This window comes from Streptomyces sp. NPDC039424 (assembly GCF_055639495.1).
Map to the genome: position 1 here is coordinate 131860 of NZ_JBVKAI010000008.1, position 19921 is coordinate 151780.

Annotated in this window: 14 protein-coding genes; 9 read left to right on the top strand and 5 right to left on the bottom strand. The window is 70.8% G+C overall.

Annotated elements, in window-relative coordinates; genetic code table 11:
* Positions 1–23: 23 nt before the first annotated feature.
* The 4 genes from metX to ACZ7L0_RS21725 form a co-directional block, all read right to left on the bottom strand.
* Positions 24–1136, bottom strand: a complete 1113-nt coding sequence (metX, locus tag ACZ7L0_RS21710) for a homoserine O-acetyltransferase MetX (RefSeq protein ID WP_471244134.1) — start codon at positions 1134–1136, stop codon at positions 24–26.
* Positions 1137–1155: 19 nt separating this feature from the next.
* Positions 1156–2136 (bottom strand): cysteine synthase A, encoded by a 981-nt coding sequence (gene cysK, locus ACZ7L0_RS21715; protein WP_471244135.1) that lies wholly within the window; start codon positions 2134–2136, stop codon positions 1156–1158.
* A 128-nt stretch (positions 2137–2264) separates the two neighbouring features.
* The gene (gene cpt / locus ACZ7L0_RS21720) at positions 2265–2798 is read right to left on the bottom strand and encodes a chloramphenicol phosphotransferase CPT (protein WP_471244136.1); all 534 of its coding nucleotides are present in this window, start codon (positions 2796–2798) and stop codon (positions 2265–2267) included.
* Between the two features lie 136 nt (positions 2799–2934).
* Entirely contained in the window at positions 2935–6108 is a 3174-nt protein-coding gene (locus tag ACZ7L0_RS21725; RefSeq protein ID WP_471244137.1) for an amino acid adenylation domain-containing protein, read from the bottom strand.
* A 1102-nt stretch (positions 6109–7210) separates the two neighbouring features.
* Between ACZ7L0_RS21725 and ACZ7L0_RS21730 the strand changes: the two genes are divergently transcribed.
* From ACZ7L0_RS21730 to ACZ7L0_RS21770, 9 genes are all read left to right on the top strand, one after another.
* A complete protein-coding gene (locus ACZ7L0_RS21730; RefSeq protein ID WP_471244138.1) occupies positions 7211–8032 on the top strand; it encodes a TauD/TfdA family dioxygenase in 822 nt (273 codons plus the stop codon).
* Positions 8029–9246, top strand: coding sequence for an argininosuccinate synthase domain-containing protein (locus ACZ7L0_RS21735; protein WP_471244139.1), 1218 nt, complete (start codon positions 8029–8031; stop codon positions 9244–9246). The genes ACZ7L0_RS21730 and ACZ7L0_RS21735 overlap by 4 nt, the downstream gene beginning before the upstream one ends.
* Positions 9243–9923 carry a cyclase family protein gene (locus ACZ7L0_RS21740; RefSeq protein ID WP_471244140.1) on the top strand — a complete coding sequence of 227 codons (681 nt, stop codon included), beginning with the start codon at positions 9243–9245 and terminating at the stop codon, positions 9921–9923. Before ACZ7L0_RS21735 ends, ACZ7L0_RS21740 begins: the two co-directional genes overlap by 4 nt.
* 49 nt (positions 9924–9972) lie before the next feature.
* A complete protein-coding gene (gntD, locus tag ACZ7L0_RS21745) occupies positions 9973–10992 on the top strand; it encodes a guanitoxin biosynthesis L-enduracididine beta-hydroxylase GntD (RefSeq protein ID WP_471244141.1) in 1020 nt (339 codons plus the stop codon).
* 113 nt (positions 10993–11105) lie between these two features.
* A complete protein-coding gene (locus ACZ7L0_RS21750) occupies positions 11106–13919 on the top strand; it encodes an AMP-binding protein (RefSeq protein ID WP_471244142.1) in 2814 nt (937 codons plus the stop codon).
* 14 nt (positions 13920–13933) lie between these two features.
* Positions 13934–15541 carry an MBL fold metallo-hydrolase gene (locus ACZ7L0_RS21755; RefSeq protein WP_471244143.1) on the top strand — a complete coding sequence of 536 codons (1608 nt, stop codon included), beginning with the start codon at positions 13934–13936 and terminating at the stop codon, positions 15539–15541.
* Positions 15538–16863: an ATP-grasp domain-containing protein gene (locus ACZ7L0_RS21760; protein ID WP_471244144.1), complete on the top strand. Its 1326-nt coding sequence runs from the start codon at positions 15538–15540 to the stop codon at positions 16861–16863. Before ACZ7L0_RS21755 ends, ACZ7L0_RS21760 begins: the two co-directional genes overlap by 4 nt.
* Positions 16860–18140, top strand: a complete 1281-nt coding sequence (locus ACZ7L0_RS21765; RefSeq protein WP_471244145.1) for an MFS transporter — start codon at positions 16860–16862, stop codon at positions 18138–18140. Before ACZ7L0_RS21760 ends, ACZ7L0_RS21765 begins: the two co-directional genes overlap by 4 nt.
* A gap of 105 nt (positions 18141–18245) precedes the next feature.
* Positions 18246–18809, top strand: coding sequence for a hypothetical protein (locus tag ACZ7L0_RS21770; RefSeq protein ID WP_471244146.1), 564 nt, complete (start codon positions 18246–18248; stop codon positions 18807–18809).
* 87 nt (positions 18810–18896) lie between these two features.
* Here ACZ7L0_RS21770 and ACZ7L0_RS21775 read toward each other — a convergent pair whose 3' ends face one another.
* On the bottom strand, positions 18897–19814 hold the full coding sequence (locus ACZ7L0_RS21775) for a 2-hydroxyacid dehydrogenase (RefSeq protein ID WP_471244147.1): 918 nt from the start codon (positions 19812–19814) through the stop codon (positions 18897–18899).
* Positions 19815–19921: the final 107 nt, after the last annotated feature.

Sequence of the window (19921 nt, forward strand, 5' to 3'; positions counted from 1 at the left end):
CACCTCGTCCGCACCGAGCCGTGTCATCCTCCCGACAGGAACTTGGCTATCGGCGGCCCGAAGCGATCGGTGTCGACCAGGAACGCGTCATGCCCCTGAGGTGACTCCAGCGGCAGGAACCGGACGTCGGTCCCGCCGGCACTGAGTCCATCGGCTATCTGCCGCTGCTGCTTCAACGGGAACAGGATGTCCGTCTCCACGCCGACCACCAGTGCCCTGTCGAGGCGCAGCCGGGACAAGGCGCCCTCCGGGGTGTCGCCACAGGACTCGCCCAGGTCGAACTGGTCGATGGAACGGCTCAGGTAGAGGTAGCTGTTGGGGTCGAACTCGTGCAGGAAGCGGCCGGCGTGGAATGCGAGGTAGCTCTCCACCTCGAACTCCGGGCCGAACGGTTCCTTCCCCGGCAGACGGTCCCGGTTCAGACGCGCCCGCCCGAAGCGACTCTCCCACTCCTGGGCCGACCGGTACGTCGCCATGCCCAGCTTGCGTGCGAGGAGCATGCCGCTTCGCGGGTACTGCTCCGCGTGGTACCGGCCCTGGTTCCACTGCGGGTCGCGCCGGATCGCCTCACGCTGCAACGACCGGATGGCGATCGAGAACGGCAACGAGTGCACCGCGCCGGAGATGTTGATGTGGCTCCGTGCGATCCCGGGGTGCCGGGAGAGCAGGGCCAGCGCGCTCATCCCTCCCATGGAGGCGCCGATCACGCAGGCCAGTTGCTCGAAGCCCAGCGCCCGCACGGTGTAGGCCGCGGCATCCGCGATGTCCTCGATGGTGATGTCGGGGAAGCCGAGCCGGTACGGCTCGCCCGTCCGCGGGTCGATCGAGGCCGGCCCCGTCGAGCCCTTGCAGCTGCCCAGCGAGTTGATGCAGATGACGTACCAGCGGTCCGTGTCGATGGGCTTGTCCGGCCCCACCATGGCCTCCCACCAGCCCGGGCTGGGGTCGTCCGCGTGCGAGGCCGGGTGCGCGTCGGCCGAGAGGCCGGTGAGGATCAGGATGACCTCGCGTGCCGCGTTCAGCTTCCCGTAGGTCTGGTAGCCGATACGCGCGCCGTGGAGCGTGCCCCCACGTTTCATCGGGAAGCCGTCGGGCAGGTCGACGAAGCGTGTGGCAGGGGGGATGAATTCCCTCATGCGCCGTTCCCCTTCAGGTTCAGGCGCCGCCGGTGCCCTCGTCGAGCGAGGCCAGCCATTCGTCGTCCGAGCCCTCGTTCATTCCCTCGAACAGGAAGGTGGACAGGTAGCGCTCGCCGGTGTCGGGCAGCATGGCGAGCAGGACCGAGCCCTCGGGAGCGGTCTGCGCGACCTGCAGCGCCGTCGCCACGGCGGCTCCGGCGGAGATCCCCGTGAAGATGCCCTCCTCGGCGGCGAGGCGGCGCGCGGTGTCGCGTGCCACGACCTCGTCCACGGTCAGCAGCTCGTCGATCACGCTCTGGTCGAGCACGCCGGGCACGAAGTTGGGGGCCAGCCCCTGGATCTTGTGTGCCTTCCACTCCTGGCCGGCGAGCACGCGGGCCGTCTCCGGCTCGAAGGTCACGACGCGCACGTCGGGCCGGGCCAGCTTCAGCATCTGGCCGACGCCCGTGAGGGTCCCGCTGGTGCCGAAGCCGGAGACGAAGTAGTCCAGCCGCTTACCGGCGAAGTCGCTCAGAATCTCGGCCGCCGTGGTCTCCCGGTGATAGGCCGGGTTGGCCGGGTTGTCGAACTGCTGGGAGCGGAACCAGCCGTGCTTCTCCGCCAGTTCGTCGGCCCTGGCCCGGCCGCCGGCACTGCCCTCGGCGACGGCGGGGAAGAGGATGACCTTGCCGCCGTAGGCCCGGATGAGCTTGCGCCGCTCCACCGAGAAGTCGTCGCCCATGACCGCCACGAACTGGTAGCCGCGCGCCGCGGCCACCATCGCCAGGGCGACGCCCACGTTGCCCGAGGTGCATTCCACGATCGTGTCGCCGGGCTTCAGCTCGCCCCTCGCCTCGGCGTCGAGGATGACGGAGAGCGCGAGGCGGTCCTTCACGGAGCCGCCGGGATTGAACGACTCGACCTTGGCGTAAAGGGTGACGTGGTCCGGCGCGATGCGGTTCAGCTTGACGATCGGCGTGCGGCCGATGGTGTCGAGAATGCTGTCGTACAGAGGCATGGGGAACTGTCCTTCGTCGGTGAATACGCCTTCGCGCGTCGAGTCGGGCTGTCGGTCGCGGTTTCGGTTGCCCGGGGCGGGCGCGTCGCGGGTCGCACGGCGCGCCCGCCCCTCTCCGGCGAGCTCCGTCAGCTCACGTGCTGGGCGATGGCGCGTGCGCAGTCGAGCGATTCGGCGTGGGTGGTGTCGACCTCCACGTCGTACACGACGCCCTTGTGCACCGTCTCGGCCTGCAGGGCGGCCATGCCGGGCACCCGGTCGCCCCGGGCGATCTCCCGGGCCGAGGCGGTCTCGGGGGCGCAGTGCACGCCGACCCACAGCACCTGAAGGCCTTCGAGGTGTCCGCGGAGGCGCTCCTGGTCGGTCCGACCGCCGAGGAAGACGTCGTCGATGATGATCCGGGCGCCCGCCCGGGCCATGGCGGCGACGCCCTTCGTCCAGGCGGTCTCCATCGCGCGCCAGCCGTCGCCGAGGATGACCTCGCCGCCCTGTCCGAACGCGACGCCGGAGCCCGAGTCGAGCAGGGAGGGCGGCAGCCGGTCGATCAGGTCGTCCACGCCCATGTTGATCCACGGTTGCGGGAGAATCGCCTTGAGGCAGCGGACGATGCCGGACTTGCCGGAGCTGGATCCGCCGTTCAACACGATGACGTGAGTGCTCACTTGATGAAATCGCCTTCCAGAGATGTGCGTTCCGTCGTGCGGTGACGAGGCCGGGGGGCGCGGTCCGCCGGCCGCCGCGCGGCGGGAGGAACGGGGGTGACGGCGGGGGCGGGTGACCGCTGCGCCGAAGCGTGTGTCATGACTCCGTTGCCGAGAGGCGCACCGGCCGGCCGGGCTCGCTCGTCACCTCGCGCAGGATGTCGACGTACTCGTCGAGCATCCGCTGTGCGGTCGGCTGGTCCAGGACGTCGGCGCTGTAGGGGAGTACCACCACCAGCTCGTCCTCGACCTCGTTGATCTCGATGGTCAGATCGGCCTTGGCGGTGCCGTTGTCCACGAGCCACGGCACCGCGTCGGTGCCGGTGAGCCCGGCGAACGGGCGCAGCGGTCCCTGGTAGGCGAGGACCACCTGGACGAGGGGCTGGCCCGAGGCGCCGGCCCGGGCTCCGACGGCCCGCACCACGTCGTTGAACGCGACGTGCTGGTGTTCCAGCGCCTCCTGGATCTGGCCGTCGAGGCCGTCGAGCACCTGCAGCGGGACCGGCTCGTCGCCGAGCGGCACCCGCATCGCCGCGGTGTTGGTGAAGAAGCCGATGACGTCTTCGGACTCCCGGTTCGGGCGCCCGGAGAACGGCGAGCCGATGAGCACGTCATGCTGTCCGGTGTGCCGGGACACCAGCACGGCGAGCGCGAGGAGACAGACGGCGTACGGCGTGGTGCCCGCCTCCTTCGCCAACCGCTCCACGGCCTGGCGCAGTTCGGCGCCCGTGCCCTGGTTGAGCCGCGCGCCCAGATGACTGAACGAGGGCGGCCGTGACACGGCGGCCGGCAGACGCACCTCCGTCGGCGCGCCGGCGAGCAGCTCGCGCCAGTGGGCGAGACCCGTGGTGAGCGCGGGGTGTCCGACCGTGGCGCGCTGCCAGACCGCGTGGTCCCGGGGCCGCAGCTCGGCGTCCGGACGCGGGGGAGGGGTACGGCCGTCCCGGCGCGCGGCGTAGCACCGCGCCAGGTCGAGGTCGAGCACGTCCTGCGACAGGCCGTCGGCGACCGTGTGGTGGGTGACGAGGACGAGCACCCACGCGTCGGGCGCCGTGGTGAGCAGGAACGCCCGGAGCAGGGGAGCCCGGTCCAGGGCGAAGGGCTTCGCTCCCAGCGCGGCGGCGCGGCGTGCGGCCTCCGCGAGGGGGTCGGGGGAGCCGCTCAGGTCCTCCTCGGCCAGCTCCACCGTCACCCGGGGGGCGACGTCGACCCGCAGGTCGGCACCGTCGAGGTGGAGGCTGCTGCGGAAGGCCTCGTGACGGTCCGCCAGGTCCTGTACGGCCTGCCGGAGCGCGGGCACGTCGAGCTGCCCGGTCAGGTGCAGCGCGGAGGTCTCGTTGTAGGCGACGGACGCCGCCGGCTTCATCCGGGCCTGGGTCCACACCCGCCGCTGGTGCAGCGAGGCGGGGTAGGACGGGCCGGTGTCCGTCCGGGCGAGCGGGGGCAGCGCGGCCCGGTCCGCGTCGCCGGCGGCCAGCAGCCCGGCCATTTCCGCCAGCGTGCCGGTCCCGAGCACCTCGCGCACGGTCAGCGGGACGCCGAAGTGCTCGCGGATACGGTTCTGCACCCGGATGGCCTGGAGCGAGGTGCCACCCAGGGCGCGGAAGCCGTCGGTGGCACCCACCCGCTCCGTGCCCAGGACCTCCTCCCAGATCCGGGCGAGGTCCGTCTCGGTCCCGGCCTTCGGCGCCGTGTAGGCGGTCCTTGTGCCCGTGCCCGGCAGAGGGTGCGTGCGCAGCTTCGCCAGGTCGACCTTGCCGTGTTGGTTGAGCGGAAGGCTGTCGAGTCGCACGACGAAGGACGGGACCATGACGGGCGGTAGCTCCCGCGCCAGCAGCTCGGGGAGCTCCGACTCGATACCGGCGGCGCCGACGACGAAGGCGACGAGCCGGGCGTCGGGTCCGTCGCCCTGGACGACCGCGGCGCACGAGCGCACGCCGGGGTGGGACGCGAGGACGGCCTCGACCTCGCCGCGCTCCACGCGGTGGCCGCGGACGTTCAGCTGCCCGTCCACGCGGCCCAGGAAGTCCAGATTGCCGTCGGGCAGGAGCCGCACACGGTCGCCGGTGCGGTAGAGCCGGGCGCCGGGGCGGTCGCTGAACGGGTCTGCCGGGAACTGTCGCTCCGTCAGTTCGGGAAGCCCCCAGTAGCCCCGGGCCAGTCCGCGGCCGCCGACGTAGAGCTCGCCGGGTTCGCCGTCCGGTACGGGCCGCATCCGCTCGTCCAGGATGTGGAGTTCACGACCGGGCAGCGGCTTGCCGATGGGGGGCGCCTCGCCGGGGCGGCGCTCGTCCGAGACGCTCGCCGCGACCGTCACCTCGGTGGGGCCGTACACATTGATGAACCGCCTGCCGCTGCCCCAGCGTTCGGCGGCCTGCGGCTGGCAGCGCTCACCGATGTAGGCCAGCGTGTGCAGGTCGGGCAGGGCCGGTTCCTCGGTGAGCTCGGCGAGCAACGCGGGCGGCAGCATCGCGCCGGTGACCCGCGCGTCGTGCAGGAACCGTACGAGGCCCGGCCCGGCGGTCTCGACCGCGGGGGGCGGGATGACGACGGTGCCGCCGGCGGCGAGCACCGCGTAGATGTCGAGCGCCTGCGTCTCCCAGGTCAGTGGGTAGAACTGCAGGAAGCGGGTGCCGGGCCCGAGCTTCAGGTAGGGGGCGATCACGCCCATGAACCAGGCGACGGAACCGTGCTCGGCCATGACGCCCTTGGGCCGGCCGGTGGTTCCCGAGGTGTAGGTGATGAAGGCGAGGCGGTTCGGGTCCCCGGGCGGCAACTCCGCCGTGGCACCCGCGGTTTCCCAGGCGCCGCCGGTCTTGTGCGGCTCCGGCGGGGCGGCCAGCTCCTCGGCGATCAGCAGCGGCAGGCCGTCCGAGGGCACCGCCGATCGCATCGTCCGGCTCGCTATCGCGAGGCGGGGCCGGATGTCCTCGAGGATCCAGCGCAGCCGGGCCTCGGGGTGCGCGGGGTCGAGGGCCACATAGCCGCCGCCGGCCTTCAGGATGGCCAGCAACGTCACGACCATGGAGACGGAGCGCTCCAGACACACGGCGACGAAGACCCCGGGCTTTACCCCCTGGGCGACCAAGCGTTGCGCCGCAGCGTTGGAACGGCGTTCCAATTCGCCGAATCCGAGGTGGTCGGTACCGTCTTCGACGGCCGAGAGATCAGGGTTCGCCTGGGCCCGTTCTGTTATCAGTTCATGAATTGTCGTACGGCTCATGTGCGAATTCCCATGGTGTGGTTCCACGAGGTGGTTTTCCTCTGCCATGTGCGCTGTTTGCGCCACGGATCACGAGACTTCGGGCGCAATGGAAGGAATGGCGGTCGAGGGTGGGATACACCCATTCGTCCGGAAGTCGGCTCAATCGGACATACGGCCGTTGGAAGGTGATCGGTCACCGCTATGTACAACTCGGGAAGACGGCGTGTGCGCGCATGGCGCGGATATCCGCTCGCTTGACTCGCGACGGATCGCCGAAGATCATCCTCACATGTGCCCGATGTGCTGGCAAGAGGGTGTCAAAACCGGTCATGTCTCACTGAATATCCCCCGTCGATGCATTCGTAGCCTCTGCAGCACGCACTGTAGTTTGGAGCCGCAGGGGTGGCAAGCGCAGGCATCTTTGCGGATGGGATCGAAGTCCCTTGCCTGGACCGGGACTTATCTGTTTGGATGAAGGGCATCGGGCTTTGACACGGGGGAGTCTTTCATGCACGACACCGAGTTGGACTCGGATGTGCCGTTTACGTCGTGTCGTCGCACGCTCCGGCATCGCCGGCCCTGGAGCCACCTCCGGATCGGCCCAATGCCCAGGATGCCGCGTTGAGAAACCGACTGTGAGGCTGGTCGCAGCCGATCGCTGGACCTGACAGGGTCGTCCTCCCCCTCTTGGGGAGTCGACGGATTCCGGCCATTCTGAGGTGCCGCAAGGCCTTTTCGCGCCATTCTCGTGGTGCGGGAGCGGCCGGTTCGGCACCTGTCGACGCGCGCTGTCAGGTCATCGTAATTCGACTCAACAGCATCGATTCGGACGGCCGAACCTCGCATGCAGTTGTGAAGTCAAGGGAGGGGCCTGGTGATTCAGGTACGAGAACCAACGTTACTGTCGGATACATCCGGCGGTGAGTCCGCGGGCAACGGCCTCGGGGCGCTGGACGACGTGACCATCGCCTTGACCGACGTCGAACGGGAAGCTGCACACGAGGAATTTGCGGCGAACGCCCGCGCGATGAAGTCTCGGTCCCTGGACGACGAAGAGTTACTCACAGCGGCCGAACTCTCCGGATACCGGCTGCCCAGCCGGATCGTGCAGACACTGCGTCAGTTCCGTCGGCACGGGAATGACGCGGGCGTCCTTCTCATCAGAAACATGCCGACCGACGTCGACATTCCGGTGACTCCGCCCAATGGGTACCTGACGGACTGGGACGAGCTCCCGGTGGCCACCTTCGCCCAACTCGCGGTCGCCTCCACCGTCGGAGAGGTCATCTCCTACGCCGACGAGAAAGCGGGTCGAATCGTCCAGGACGTCGCTCCTGTCGAAGGAGCGGCGGAACGCCAGGAGAATTCGGGGACCGTATATCTCGAACTCCACACCGAGGACGGATTTCATCCGTACAAGCCGGACTTCATCACCCTGATGTGTCTTCGCCCCGATCACGAGCGAAGGGCCCACACCGTCCTCGGCTCCGTGACGCGGGCGCTGCCCCTGCTCTCCGAGGAGACCGTCGCCCTGCTGCGCCGGCCGCTCTTCCGGCTCCGGGTGAGCAGCTCCTTCGGGGACGGCAGCACCAACCTGCTGACCGACCCGGTGCCTGTGCTGTCCGGTGCGGCCGACATGCCGGAGCTGCTCGCCGACTTCCACGCCATGGAACCCCTCGGGGACGAGGCGCGAGCGGCGTTCGAGGAGCTCAAGTCGGCGTTCCTGGCGACGCTGAGCGGGGCGGTGCTGGACGTCGGCGACATCCTCGTGGTCGACAACCGCTCCGCCATCCACGGGCGTTCCCCGTTCGTCGCGCGCTTCGACGGAACGGACCGCTGGCTCAGACGCTGCTTCGCCGTCTCGGACATCCGCCGCTCCCGAGCGGCCCGTGCCCCGGGCTCGCGGGTCTGCGCACCCCTGCTCACCATCGGTCTCTCCGCCGCACCGGCCGGCGTCACCCCCACACTGCGAATCGAGGATCCGGCGTGAACCGGTTCATGACCACCCTGGAGGAGCTGGCCGAGCGACCGCCACGCCACATGCTCCTGCTCTACTCCGGCGGGCTCGACGGAACGTATCTGCTCCAGCACCTCCAGACGCTCGGTACCACCGTGACCGCGCTCAACGTGCGCATCGGTGACCCCGAGCCGTCCGCCACGGCCGCGGAGCAGGCCCGCCTGTTCGGCGCCGAGTTCGTCGATGTGGATGTGACGGATCGTTTCTTTGGCGAGTTCGCCCCCGCCGCGGTGCACGCGGACGCGTTGTACCAGGAGCAGTTCCCCGTCGGGTCGACGCTCACGCGGCCGCTCATGGCGCAGACCGCGGTCCGCGTGGCGCGTGAGCACGGCTGCGACGTCATCGGTCACACGGCCACGTACATGCAGAACAGTTCGATCCGGCTCAGCGGGTCGATCGCCGCGCTCGACCCCGAGATCGGCGTCGCCGCGCCCTTCCTGGGCTCCGACCTGCCCCGCGCGGACAAGCTGGCCGCGCTCCGGGAGGTCGGCGTCACCTTCCCCGAGGGCATCCACAGCATCGACAGCAACCCTTGGGCACGCGTCATCGAGTGCGGGTCCCTGGAAAGCCCGGAGAACCGCCTCGACGAGAGCGTCTTCAGGTGGACCAGGGATGTGTCGGACGCCTCCGACGAGCCGGTCGAGATCGCCTTCACCTTCGAAGCGGGGCTGCCCGTCGCCCTGAACGACGAGCCCATCGCCTTCGGCGACCTCGTGCACCGGCTCAACACACTCGCCGGCGAGCACGGCGTCGGTCGCTCCTCCGGCCTGGAGGACACGCCCTTCGGCGTGAAGAACCACGAGGTCCGCGAGGCGCCCGCCGCCACCGTCATCATCAAGGCGCACCAGGTCCTGGCCAACGCCGTGTACACGGCCCAGGAGCACGCGGTACGCGGAGCCATCGCCCGCGAGTGGACCACCACGGTCGTCCAGGGCGGATGGTTCAGCCACCTCGGGGAGAGCCTGGCGAAGTGCCTGGCCGACCTGGACCGGCCGCTCGACGGCACCGTCCGGCTGCGTCTGCACAAGGGCACCGTCACCGTCCTCAGCGTGTCCTCGCCGAACGGCCTCTACTACACCCGCTTCGGCAAGAGCTTCCACGACTCGATGCTCGAGTACTCGTACACACCGTGGCTGTCCCTGGCCACCCTGCCCAGCCGCCTGCGGCGATTCGGAGATCTGCGATGAACACCAGCAAGAGGGACCTCGTCGACCTGTCGCACGTCGTGCGGGCGGGCATGACCACCTACCCCGGGCTCCCGGGGCCGGTCATCGAGGACCACATGTCCCGGGCGGACTCGCGCGGCAAGTACACCCCCGGGACGGAGTTCCAGATCGGGCGGATCACCCTGGTGGCCAACACCGGCACCTACGCGGACGTCCCCTTCCACCGCTTCGACGGGGGCGCCGACCTCTCCGAGGTGCCGCTGTCCCGCTTCGCGGACCTGGAAGGGGTGGCCGTCTCCGTGCCGGCGGGCACCCGCGGCATCGGTCCCGAGGCCTTCGAGGGCTTGGAGGTGACCGACCGGGCCGTCCTGGTGCACACCGGCTGGGACCGGCACTGGGGCACCGAAGCGTACAGCGACGCGGAGCACCCGTTCCTGAACGCGGACGCCGTCGAGTGGCTGGTGGCCCGCCGCCCCGCACTGGTCGGCATCGACTCGGTCAACATCGACGACATGGCCGACGGGACGCGTCCGGCGCACACCGGGCTGCTCGCCGCGGACATCCCGGTCGTCGAGCACATGACGGGGCTCGAGCAGGTCGTCGGCCGTTCCTTCCGCTTCCACGCCGCGCCCGTCGCGATCGCCGGAATGGGCACCTTCCCGGTCCGCGCGTACGCCCTCGTCGACGCACAGGGCTGACAGCGCCTCACGAGAGCAGGACGTTCCTACTTCTACGAAGGTCGTGGACATGGAGAAGTACCACCTGGACGCCCAGGCCAACGCGGAGATCGACGAGCTCGTGCGGGAGCTGACCGCCGACGTGGCGAGCGTGCACGCGGCCGAGTTCCACCAAAAGGCGGCCGTGCTCGCGCACGAGCTCCCCCGGGACCTGCGCCGGGCGCTCACCGAGTTCCGGCTGACCGAGCCGTCGGGCGGATTCCTGCTGTCCGGCGTACGGATCAGCGAGGACCTCCCGCCGACCCCCGGCCACTGGCACCAGGACGAGGAGGCCGCGGCGCTCCGCGAGGAGGCCGTCTTCGCCCTGTGCGCCCAGCTGCTCGGCGACCCGTTCGGCTACACGACGCTGCACCTCGGTTTGCTGATGCACAACATCGTGCCCATCAAGGGCCACGAGAAGGAGCAGATCTCCTCCGGCTCGGCGGAGACGCTGGCGTGGCACACCGAGGAGGCGTTCCATCCCCACCGCTCCGACTACACGGCGCTGATGTGCCTGCGCAATCCGTACGGAGCCCCGACCACCTACGCCGACATCGCCGAGCTGGAGATCGACGAGGGGGACCGGAAGATCCTCCGGCAGCCGCTGTTCGCCGCCCGGCCGAGCGGCTCGCACTCGGCGGAGCGCAACGCCTACACCACCCACCTGCCGGAGCACCGGCACGCCGCCGCGCGCGAGAGCTTCGACCGCATCGAGGAACTGCACCGCAACCCGTCCGTGCAGCCGGTGCTGTTCGGCGGCGAGGACGACCCGTACCTGTGTGTCGATCCCGACTGCATGACTGCGCTGAACGAGGAAGCGGCCGGCGCGCTGGACCGGCTGTGCGAGGAGATCAACCGGAAGCTCCAGGACGTCACCCTCGCCCCGGGCGAGATCCTCTTCCTCGACAACTTCCAGGCGATCCACGGCCGCAAGCCGTTCACGGCGCGGTACGACGGCACGGACCGCTGGCTCAAGCGCATGAACATCACCCGGGACCTGCGCCGGTCGCGCGTCCGCAGGCCCTCGGCCGAGGCCCGGGTCATCGCCTAGCGGGGTGTCCCGGCGCTCAAGCCTGATCGCCGGGACACCCGCGCCTCCACCTGCACGGCCCCCGGCCGACCTCCCCGTACTGCACGTTCAGCAAGTCGAAAGAGGGTCCATCCGTGAAACTGCCTGCCTTCGTCGCCCAACACCTCGGGCGGCGCGGCGACCTGTTGGCGCTGGAATCGGGAACGCGGAGCTGGTCGTACGCGGAACTCGACGAGGTCACCCGGGACCGCTCGGCGCAGCTGCGCCGGCTCTGCCCGGACGGCGGCCGGGTCGTCCTGGTCGGCGACCACACCGCCGAGGCGCTGATCTGGGCGCTCGCGGTGATGCGGGCGGGGCTCGTCCACACCCCGCTCAACCCCAAGCTGCCCGTGGACCGCATGCGGGAGGCCATACGGGCCGCGGATCCGCGCCTCGTCCTGTGCTGCACGCCGGACGTGCGCATCGCGCTCCAGGAGCAGGGCGGAGCGGTCAGGGTGCTGGGCTGCGAGGAGATCGCGTCCGCCGCCGCGGAAACGGGCGAGAACGCGGAAACGAGGACCACGCCCGTCTCGGAGGTGGCGTACTCGATCTTCACCTCCGGCTCCACCGGTGTGCCCAAGCTGGTCAACGTGGGCCATGCCGGCATCGAGAATCTCTGCCGCGAGCAGACCCGGCTCTTCGGTATCGAACCGGGTGACCGCGTGCTGCAGTTCTCGTCGCTGTCGTTCGACGCGTCGATCGCCGAGATCCTGGTGACGCTGTACGCCGGCGCCCGCCTGGTGGTGCCGCCCCATGAGGGCGCCTCGTGGCTCGGTGCCGTGGGGACGCATCTGCGGGACCACGGCTGTGACGTGATCACGGTGCCGCCGTCGGTGTACGCCCGGCTGGACGACGGGGCCCGCAAGGCGATCGGCACGGTCGTCTTCGCGGGCGAGGCCCTGTCCGAGGTGGAGTTCCGGGCCGCGGCCCGCTACAGCAGGGTCCTCAACGCCTACGGCCCCACCGAGGGCACCGTCTGCTTCTCCGTCGCCGAACCCACCCGCTTCACCACCTCCGTCGGCCGCCCCATCGGCGGCTACGAGGCACGGGTCCACGACCCCGAGCACGGCACATACGCCCCCTCAGGACGCGGCGAACTCGTCCTCGTCGGCCAAGGCGTCGCACTCGGCTACGAAGGCGTGCCCCGCGAGGGCGGACCCTTCACCGCCGTCGACGGCAGCCCCGCCTACCACACCGGCGACGAGGTAGAACTCCGCGACGGCGAGGTCTACTACCTCGGACGCATCGACGAGCAGATCAAACGCCTCGGCCACCGCATCAGCCTCACCGAGCTGAGCGGCAGGATCGCGGAGCTCCTGGACGCGTCGGCGGTGCTCCTGGAGGACGACACCTCGCTGGTCCTGGCGCACACCGCGACGGCCCACCCGGAGGCCGAGCTGAAGACGCGGCTGCGCGCGCTGCTGCCGCCCTGGGAGGTGCCGGACGCCCTGCTCGCCCTCCCCGAACTGCCGATCACGGACAACGGCAAGGCGGACAAGGCGGCCGTACGGGCTCTCCTGCACCAGGCGGCGGAGCCGGTGGACACGGCCGACGGCGCATCCCCTACGGACTCGGGGCAGGCCTCTCGCGACGACCGGGCCACCGTCCACGCCGTCGTGGCGGGCGTCCTCGGCACCGAGATCGAGGCCGACCTCTCCATCTTCGACGCGGGCGGCGACTCGCTCGCGCTCGTCCGGGTCCAGGTCGAACTGAGCGAGATCTACGGCGAGGACACCGTCCAGGCCGTCTTCGACCTGCTCAGCTACGACTTCAGCGTCGACGGGTTCCTCCAGGGCCTGCGCGGCCTGTCCGGGAACGAGGCCGCGGACGGGACCGGGACCAGGGCCGAGGCCGAGGCCGGGGCGGCGGCACACGACCCCGTGCCGGGTGTCTTCGCCACCGTCTCCGCGGAGTTGGCCGGGCTGCCGGCCGAGCTCACCGCCCTGCGCCCGCAACCGGCGGACGACGGGGAGCGACGGCGTGCCGTCGTCCTCACCGGCGCCGGCGGCTTCATCGGCGGCCATGTCCTGGACCGGCTCCTCGCGGACGGGCGCGCCGTCACCGTCGTGACCACGAGCGACCCCGCGGAGCTCGTCTCCCGGCACTGCGCGCGCTTCGACCGAGACCCCGCCGACCTCGCCGGCGTCGAGTTCCTCGGCTACGACGACCTCGACAGCGCGGCCGGGGGCGGCGACCGCTGGGGCCCCGTCGTGCACTGCGGCTTCGAGGTCAACCACCTCCTGCCGCTCGAACGCCAGTTGAACGGCAGCATCGCCTCCACCCGCGCCCTGGTGCGTGCGGCCGCAGCCCTGGACGCGCCGCGCTTCGTCTTCCTGTCCGCCGCCTCCGTCGGCGCGGGCTTCGTGCCCCTCACCGAGGAGGCGCTGGCCGCGGTCGGGGAACCGTACTCGCAGGCGAAGTTCCTCGCCGAGGGATACGTCGGGGCGCTCGCGGGCGAGCGCTGCCGCGTCGACCTCGTACGCGCCGGGCTCGTGTACGGACACACCGGCTCCGAGGGCTCGTTCCTGGAACGGGACGTGTTCGCCCAGCTGCTGCGGCTGTCGCTGCGGCACGGCATGCTGCCCCGCCTCGACGGCGGCGTCCCTGTCTGCCACGTCGCCGACGTCACCGCCGCACTCCTCGCCGCGGCCGACTCCAAGGCCCCGGCCAAGGCGTCGGTCCTCGTGCAGCGCACGTACGACATCGAGGAGCTGCGTGCCGCACTCGACTTCGAGCAGGACCAGATCGTGGACCCGCAGGAGTGGCTGACCACCGTGAACGAGGACGGCACCGTCGAGCGTCCCCTGCTGTCGGCCTTCCGGCAGTGGCTCGGCGCCGAGGGCTGGGGCAAGCACGTGCGCACCACGGACCGGCCGATCATCCGGGAACTCCGGACGAACCACCTGTGAGTAGGAGAGCTGACATGACCTCGGCACCGCTGCTGTCCCTGAAGCGCAATGTCATCGCGGAGCCCGCCGTCGCCGGGTGGTACGCCTGGTCGTACCTGCTGCCGCCGTTCACCCTGGCGAAGTACCTCAAGGGCCACTACCGCACTGTCGTCGAATCCTTCCTGGAGAAGCCCGACACGCACCGCACCGCGCTCAAGCAGGCCCGCTTCCAGGGCGGACCCTTCGTCCACGAGCGCGAGGGGTCGTACGAGAAGATCCGCGACTGGTACGAGTCGGCGCGTGAGCAGTACGCCCCCCTCATGGAACTCGCCGACGCCATCGACGAGTTGGAGCAGAAGATCCTGCCCACCCTGGACGGCGCCTCCATGGAGCCGGTCTACCGGCAGCTGCCCGAGCCGCTGGCCGGGCGGGTGGAGCTCTTCTACAACCGGGACAACCGCACCCCCGACTACCGCTTCATCGAGCCGCTGTTCTACGCCTCCCCGTATTTCGACCCGGGGCTGCACCAGGTCCGCTTCTCCGAGATCCACCAGGACGCCCGGGAGTTCGCCCTCACGACCCCGGTGCTCGAGTACACCCCCGAGCAGGTCCTCGTGACCGTCCCGCTCTCCTCGCCGCTGCTCGACCAGGTCTTCGCCGGCGGGATGAGCGCCGACGAGCTGGACCGCGTCACCGCCGAGCTCGGCCTGAAGGGGGAGCGCGCAAAGACCTTCAAGGGCTTCTTCGAGGAGACCCCTGAACCGGCCGCCGCTCCACAGGACGCCCCGGACACCATCGAGTACGTGGGCCACGCCTGCGTGTTCGTACGCCACCGCGGCACCACGTTTCTGGTCGACCCGGTGATCAGCTACAGCGCCTACTCCCACGAGAGCGACGGCCGGTTCACCTTCGACGACCTGCCCGAGCGCATCGACAACGTGCTCATCACCCACAACCACCAGGACCACATGCTCCTGGAGACGCTGCTCAAGATCCGGCACCGGGTCGGCCGTGTCGTCATCGCCAAGTCCGCCAGCTCCAGCCTCGTCGACCCGGACCTCAAGCGGATCCTGCGCGCCCTTGGCTTCCGGGACGTCGTGGAGCTCGACGACCTCGACACCCTGGAGACCCCCGGCGGCACCATCACGGCCCTGCCCTTCCTCGGTGAGCACGGCGACATCCGCATCCGTACCAAGTGCGGCTGGCTCCTCGACCTGGACGGCACCCGCGTCCTGTTCGCCGCCGACTCCACCAACATCTCCCCACAGCTGTACGGGCAGGTCACGGCCTCCGTGGGCCAAGTGGACACGGTGTTCATCGGAATGGAGAGCGTGGGCGCCCCGGTCAGCTGGCTCTACGGGCCGCTCTTCCCCGAGCGCCTGGAGCGCAGGATCGACGCGGGCCGCCGCCTCAAGGGCAGCAACTTCGAGCAGGCCTCGGCCATCGTCGACACGCTCCGGGCCGGCTCGGTCTATGTCTACGCGATGGGGCAGGAGCCATGGCTCGGCGCGGTCATGTGTGTCGAGTACGACGAGAACCACCCGGCGATGATCGACAGCGACAAGCTGGTGGCGTACGTCAAGGAGCGCGGGGGCCGGGCCAAGCGGCTGTTTCTGCACGAGTCGATCGCGGTGCGCCCATGACCCTTGAGGCGGACCGGGCCACCCCGGCACGTCAACGGCAGCACGTCGTCCACGTCGGCTTCCACGCCTCCGAGGCCCACGCCGTCGACTTCGACGCCGACCACGTGACGGCCGTCATGCCGCGCCGCAGCGCCGCCCGGCTCCCCGAGGAGCTGGCCGCGCGCTTCGCGCGGATCGCGCTCCTGGACCTGCCGGACTCGGACGACCTGGACACGTACGACCACGCCTTCGACCGCATCCGCGAACTCGTCGAGGGGCTGGCCGCCGAGTTCGGCCCCCCGGCCGCGATCGTCGGCATGTACGAGCACACCACGCTGCCGGCCGCCCGGCTGCGCGAGCACTTCGGGCTCCCGGGCACGAGCGTGCGCACGGCGATGCTGTGCCGGGACAAGGTGCCGATGAAGGAGGCGGTGGCGGCCGCGGGCGTGCCCGTACCCCGTTTCCTGCCCGTCGGCTCCGGCACCGACCCGGCCGCGCTGGAAGCCTTCGCCCGCCGGGCCCCCGGCCGTATCGTGCTCAAACCGCGCAGCCAGGCCGCCGCCCGGGGCGTCCACGTCCTCGACGACGGTGCCGCGCTCCTGGAGCTCGCCGCCGCGGGCGGCCTGGAAGCGGGCCACGAGGTCGAGGAGTTCGTCGCCGGTCCGATCTACCACATCGACGGCGTCGTACGCGACGGCACCATGCGCTGGTTCTGCGCCTCGCGCTACCTGGACACCTGCTTCGACTTCCAGCACGGGGACGTGCCGCTCGCCGCCGTCACCCCTGACGACCCGGACCTGGCGGCCCGTATCCGCGCCCTCACCGCGACTGTCGTCAACACCCTCGGTCTGCGGGAGAGCGTGATCCACCTGGAGCTGTTCCACACGCCCGACGACGAGCTGGTCTTCCTGGAGATCGGCAACCGGTTCGGCGGTGCCGGCATCCCCTGGCACCAGCGCACCGTCTTCGGCGTCGACCTGGCCCGGGAAGCCGTGCTCGCCTGCCTGGGCAGGCCCTCGGAGGTGGAGACCCCGAGGACCATGCTCGACCACCAGGACCCGTATTCCTCCGGGTGGCTCTACATGCCCCTGGCGGTGCGGGAACCCCGGGTGGTCGACGGGATCACCGGACTCGACGACCTCCCCGACTCGGTGCTGGCCACCCGGATCCCCGCCGTCGGCGACGTCCTCGAACAGAGCGGCAGCGTCTGGCCCAACGCCGGCGGCTTCCTGGTCGGCGGCCGGTCCTCGGCGGAGGTGGAGAAGGACATGGCACGGATCGCGGAGACCTACGCGCTCACCACCGTGCCCCTCGCCGAGGCGGGAGAGGGAGACGGCGGATGAGCACCACGGACCCCGACGAGTCCGGGGCGGCTCCCGTCATGGCCCGGACGCCGGAGCGGCCGCGTCCGGCGCAGACCTCGTGGCGCAAGTTCTGGCTGCTGACGTCGGCGGCGTCGGTGTCCGAACTGGGCGACACGTTCCTGCACCTGGCGATGCCGTGGACGATCCTCGCCGCCACGGGGTCGCCGATCCTCGCCGCGCTCAGCCTCGGCGTGCAGTACCTGCCGTTCGTCGCCTCGCCCCTCCTGGGCACGCTGATCGACGGGTACGAGCGGCGGCAGGTGTTCATGGTCGCGGAGCTCACCCAGGGTGTCCTGATCGGCCTGACACCGCTGCTGCTGATGGCGGGCCAGGTCGAGATCGTCCTCGTGGTCCTGCTGATCGCCGGGTGCGGCACCGTGGTGTCCAACCTGACGAGCGACTTCGGGCTCCTGCCGCAGCTCGCTCCTGCGGACAAGGTCACCGAGGCGTACAGCAGGTACGGGACGGCCACGCAACTGGCCCGGTGCATCGGTCCCGCGATCGCCGGCGGCGTCCTCGCGGCACTCGGCGACCACTGGGCCCTGTGGATCGACGCGGCGACCTTCCTCGTCACCGCGCTGGTCGCGCTCGCGCTGCCGCGCGGCGAGAAGCCGACCGCCGAACGCGGCTTCCTGCGCATGCAGGTCGAGGGCTTCAGGAGCTTCCGGCGTATCCGGGGCATCCCCCGGATCACCCTGGCGCTGATGCTCTACAACCTCGGCGCCGGCGCCGTGCCCACCGTCATCCTGGTGCTCGCGAGCCGCACCTGGGGCTGGTCCAGCGGTTGGGCGGGCATGGTGCTCGCCGCGGGAGCCGCGGGCAGCGCCCTCGGCGCGTGGCTCGGCGGCCGGCTCTGGATCGACGCGCCCTCGGAGCGCCGGATCGGACTGTGGTTCGCCATGTGCGCCCTGTCGTGCGTGGCTCTGCTGACACCTTGGCCCGCGGTGGTGGTCCTCGGCTTCTGCGCCCTGATGGCCGGCGAGGGCGGGATGAACGTCACCACCAACGAGTACCGCTTCCGGATGATCCCGGAGGAGATCGCCGGCCGCGTCAACGCGGTGATGCGCGCCTTCATCCTCGGCGGGGCCGCGCTGTCGTCCCTGCTCCTGGGGTGGTCGGTCTCCCTGCCGGAGGGGATGCTGCGCCTCGCCCCGGCGTTGCTCACCTCGGCGCTCGCCGTCCTGCTCTGGTGGGGCGTGCGCGGGGCCCGCGCGGCGGCAGCGCCCCCGGTCGTCCCGAAGCGGTCACCCGAGTAGGCCGCTTCACCGCCTCAACTGCACACACTGAGAACCGAGATCAGAGCGTCGGTACGGTGCCGGGCGACCCGCCCGCGCCGCCCGACCGTGAGAGAGGAAACGCGGATGCTGTACATGTTCGCCTTCGACAAGGTGGGCATCGTGGTGGGCGATCTGTACTTCGTCGATCCCGAACCCCTCAAGGGACAGGAGAGCGCCGAGCACGGCGTCCGTCTGGAGCTGCGGGTGGTCGAGCAGGGTGAGCTCGTCGACTCCATCTACGCGGCCTATCCGATCGCGGTGGGCCGGCCCGTGTGGCGTGCCGACTTCCTGGAGTCGGTCGACGGGAAGCCGGGAAGCTTCGACCGCACGCACCACCACCCGGTCTTCACCGGGTGGGATCCGGGCGACCGGGTCTTCGTCCGCGAGCTCTCCGCGGACCCGCTGGGCTGGCTGGGGGACAGGCTGGCCGACCTGGACGGTCTGCTGAGGGCGGGCGGCTTCCCCGCCGACACCGCCGCTCCGAGCGACGCGGCTGAGCTGCGCAGGACCGCGCCCGAGATCGTGGAGGCTACCCGCAGGCTGCTCGAAAGGGTGCGCGCGGGCGAGCTCGGCAACCCGCCGGAGGGCGAGCCGCCGGCCCCCGCCGAGGGCCGGCAGCAGGCGCTGGTCCGCTCCGGCTGGCTCTGACCGGCGCCCGCGACCGTCCCCGTGGCCTCCGCGCGTGACAGCCGTGCGGGCCGGCGCCCTCGTCGGGGCACCGGCCCGCACGGTCCGTCAGTATCCGTCCTCGCCGATCACGTTGATCAGCGGCTCGCCCGCCGCGTAGCGCTGCAGCTGTGCCTTGGCCAGGGCCATCGCCTTGGCCGGGGGTGTGCCGTTCGACCCGGCGACGTGCGGGGTCAGCAGGAGCCCGGGCGCGGACCACAGCGGATGACCGGCGGGCAGCGGCTCCGGGTCGGTCACGTCCAGCGCCGCGAGGAGCCGGCCGGCGCGCAGCTCGGCGAGGAGCGCGGCGTTGTCGACGAGGCCGCCGCGGGCCGCGTTCACCAGGAGGGCCCCATCGCGCATCCCGGCCAGGAACGCGGCGTCCACGAGACCGGCGGTGGTGGGGGTCAGTGGCACGAGCAGCACCACGATGTCCGCCTCGGGCAGCAGCTTGGGCAGCTCGTCGAAGCCGTGCACGCCCTCCCGCGCCTGCCGGGCCACACCCACGACCTCGACGTCGAAGGCCGCCAGCCTCCTGGAGAGCGCCGCACCGATCGAGCCGTGGCCCACGACCAGCACCCTCTTGCCCTCGAGGGAGTCGGTCTGGACGTAGTCCCACCGTTCGTCGCGCCGCGCCTGCCCGAAGCGCGGCAGCCTCAGCAGATGGGCCAGGGAGACCCCGATGATCCACTCGGCGACCGCACCGTCGTACGCGCCCCGGGCGTTGCACAGCGTGACCCCGCTCGGCACGAAGGGCTTGATCCACTCCACCCCGACGGACTCCAGCTGCACCAGCTTCAGCCGGGGCAGCTCGGCGAACCGGGCCAGTTCCCCGTCGGCGACGTCGAACGGCGGGACGATGACCTCCACCGTGTCCGCCGAGGCCGGGAGCTCGGGACCGCCGGTCCACACGTCGGCGCGGAATCCCTCCGGCAGCCCGCCCATAAGGGACTCGGACTCCGCCTCGGGCAGCCAGACCGTTATCACGAACTCATCTCCTGTCGTACGGCATCGCCCGCACCCGGGCAGCGGTCAGCGGTTTCGGCAACGAGGAACTCCAGGTTCCCCGGATTGCTCTTTTCAGGAAGATCCAT

Coding starts and splice junctions, on each gene's coding strand:
- metX (WP_471244134.1), bottom strand. CDS start 1,136: ATGAGGGAATTCATCCCCCCTGCCACACGCTTCGTCGACCTGCCCGAC.
- cysK (WP_471244135.1), bottom strand. CDS start 2,136: ATGCCTCTGTACGACAGCATTCTCGACACCATCGGCCGCACGCCGATC.
- ACZ7L0_RS21725 (WP_471244137.1), bottom strand. CDS start 6,108: ATGGCAGAGGAAAACCACCTCGTGGAACCACACCATGGGAATTCGCAC.
- ACZ7L0_RS21730 (WP_471244138.1), top strand. CDS start 7,211: ATGCCGACCGACGTCGACATTCCGGTGACTCCGCCCAATGGGTACCTG.
- ACZ7L0_RS21740 (WP_471244140.1), top strand. CDS start 9,243: ATGAACACCAGCAAGAGGGACCTCGTCGACCTGTCGCACGTCGTGCGG.
- gntD (WP_471244141.1), top strand. CDS start 9,973: ATGGAGAAGTACCACCTGGACGCCCAGGCCAACGCGGAGATCGACGAG.
- ACZ7L0_RS21755 (WP_471244143.1), top strand. CDS start 13,934: ATGACCTCGGCACCGCTGCTGTCCCTGAAGCGCAATGTCATCGCGGAG.
- ACZ7L0_RS21760 (WP_471244144.1), top strand. CDS start 15,538: ATGACCCTTGAGGCGGACCGGGCCACCCCGGCACGTCAACGGCAGCAC.
- ACZ7L0_RS21765 (WP_471244145.1), top strand. CDS start 16,860: ATGAGCACCACGGACCCCGACGAGTCCGGGGCGGCTCCCGTCATGGCC.
- ACZ7L0_RS21770 (WP_471244146.1), top strand. CDS start 18,246: ATGCTGTACATGTTCGCCTTCGACAAGGTGGGCATCGTGGTGGGCGAT.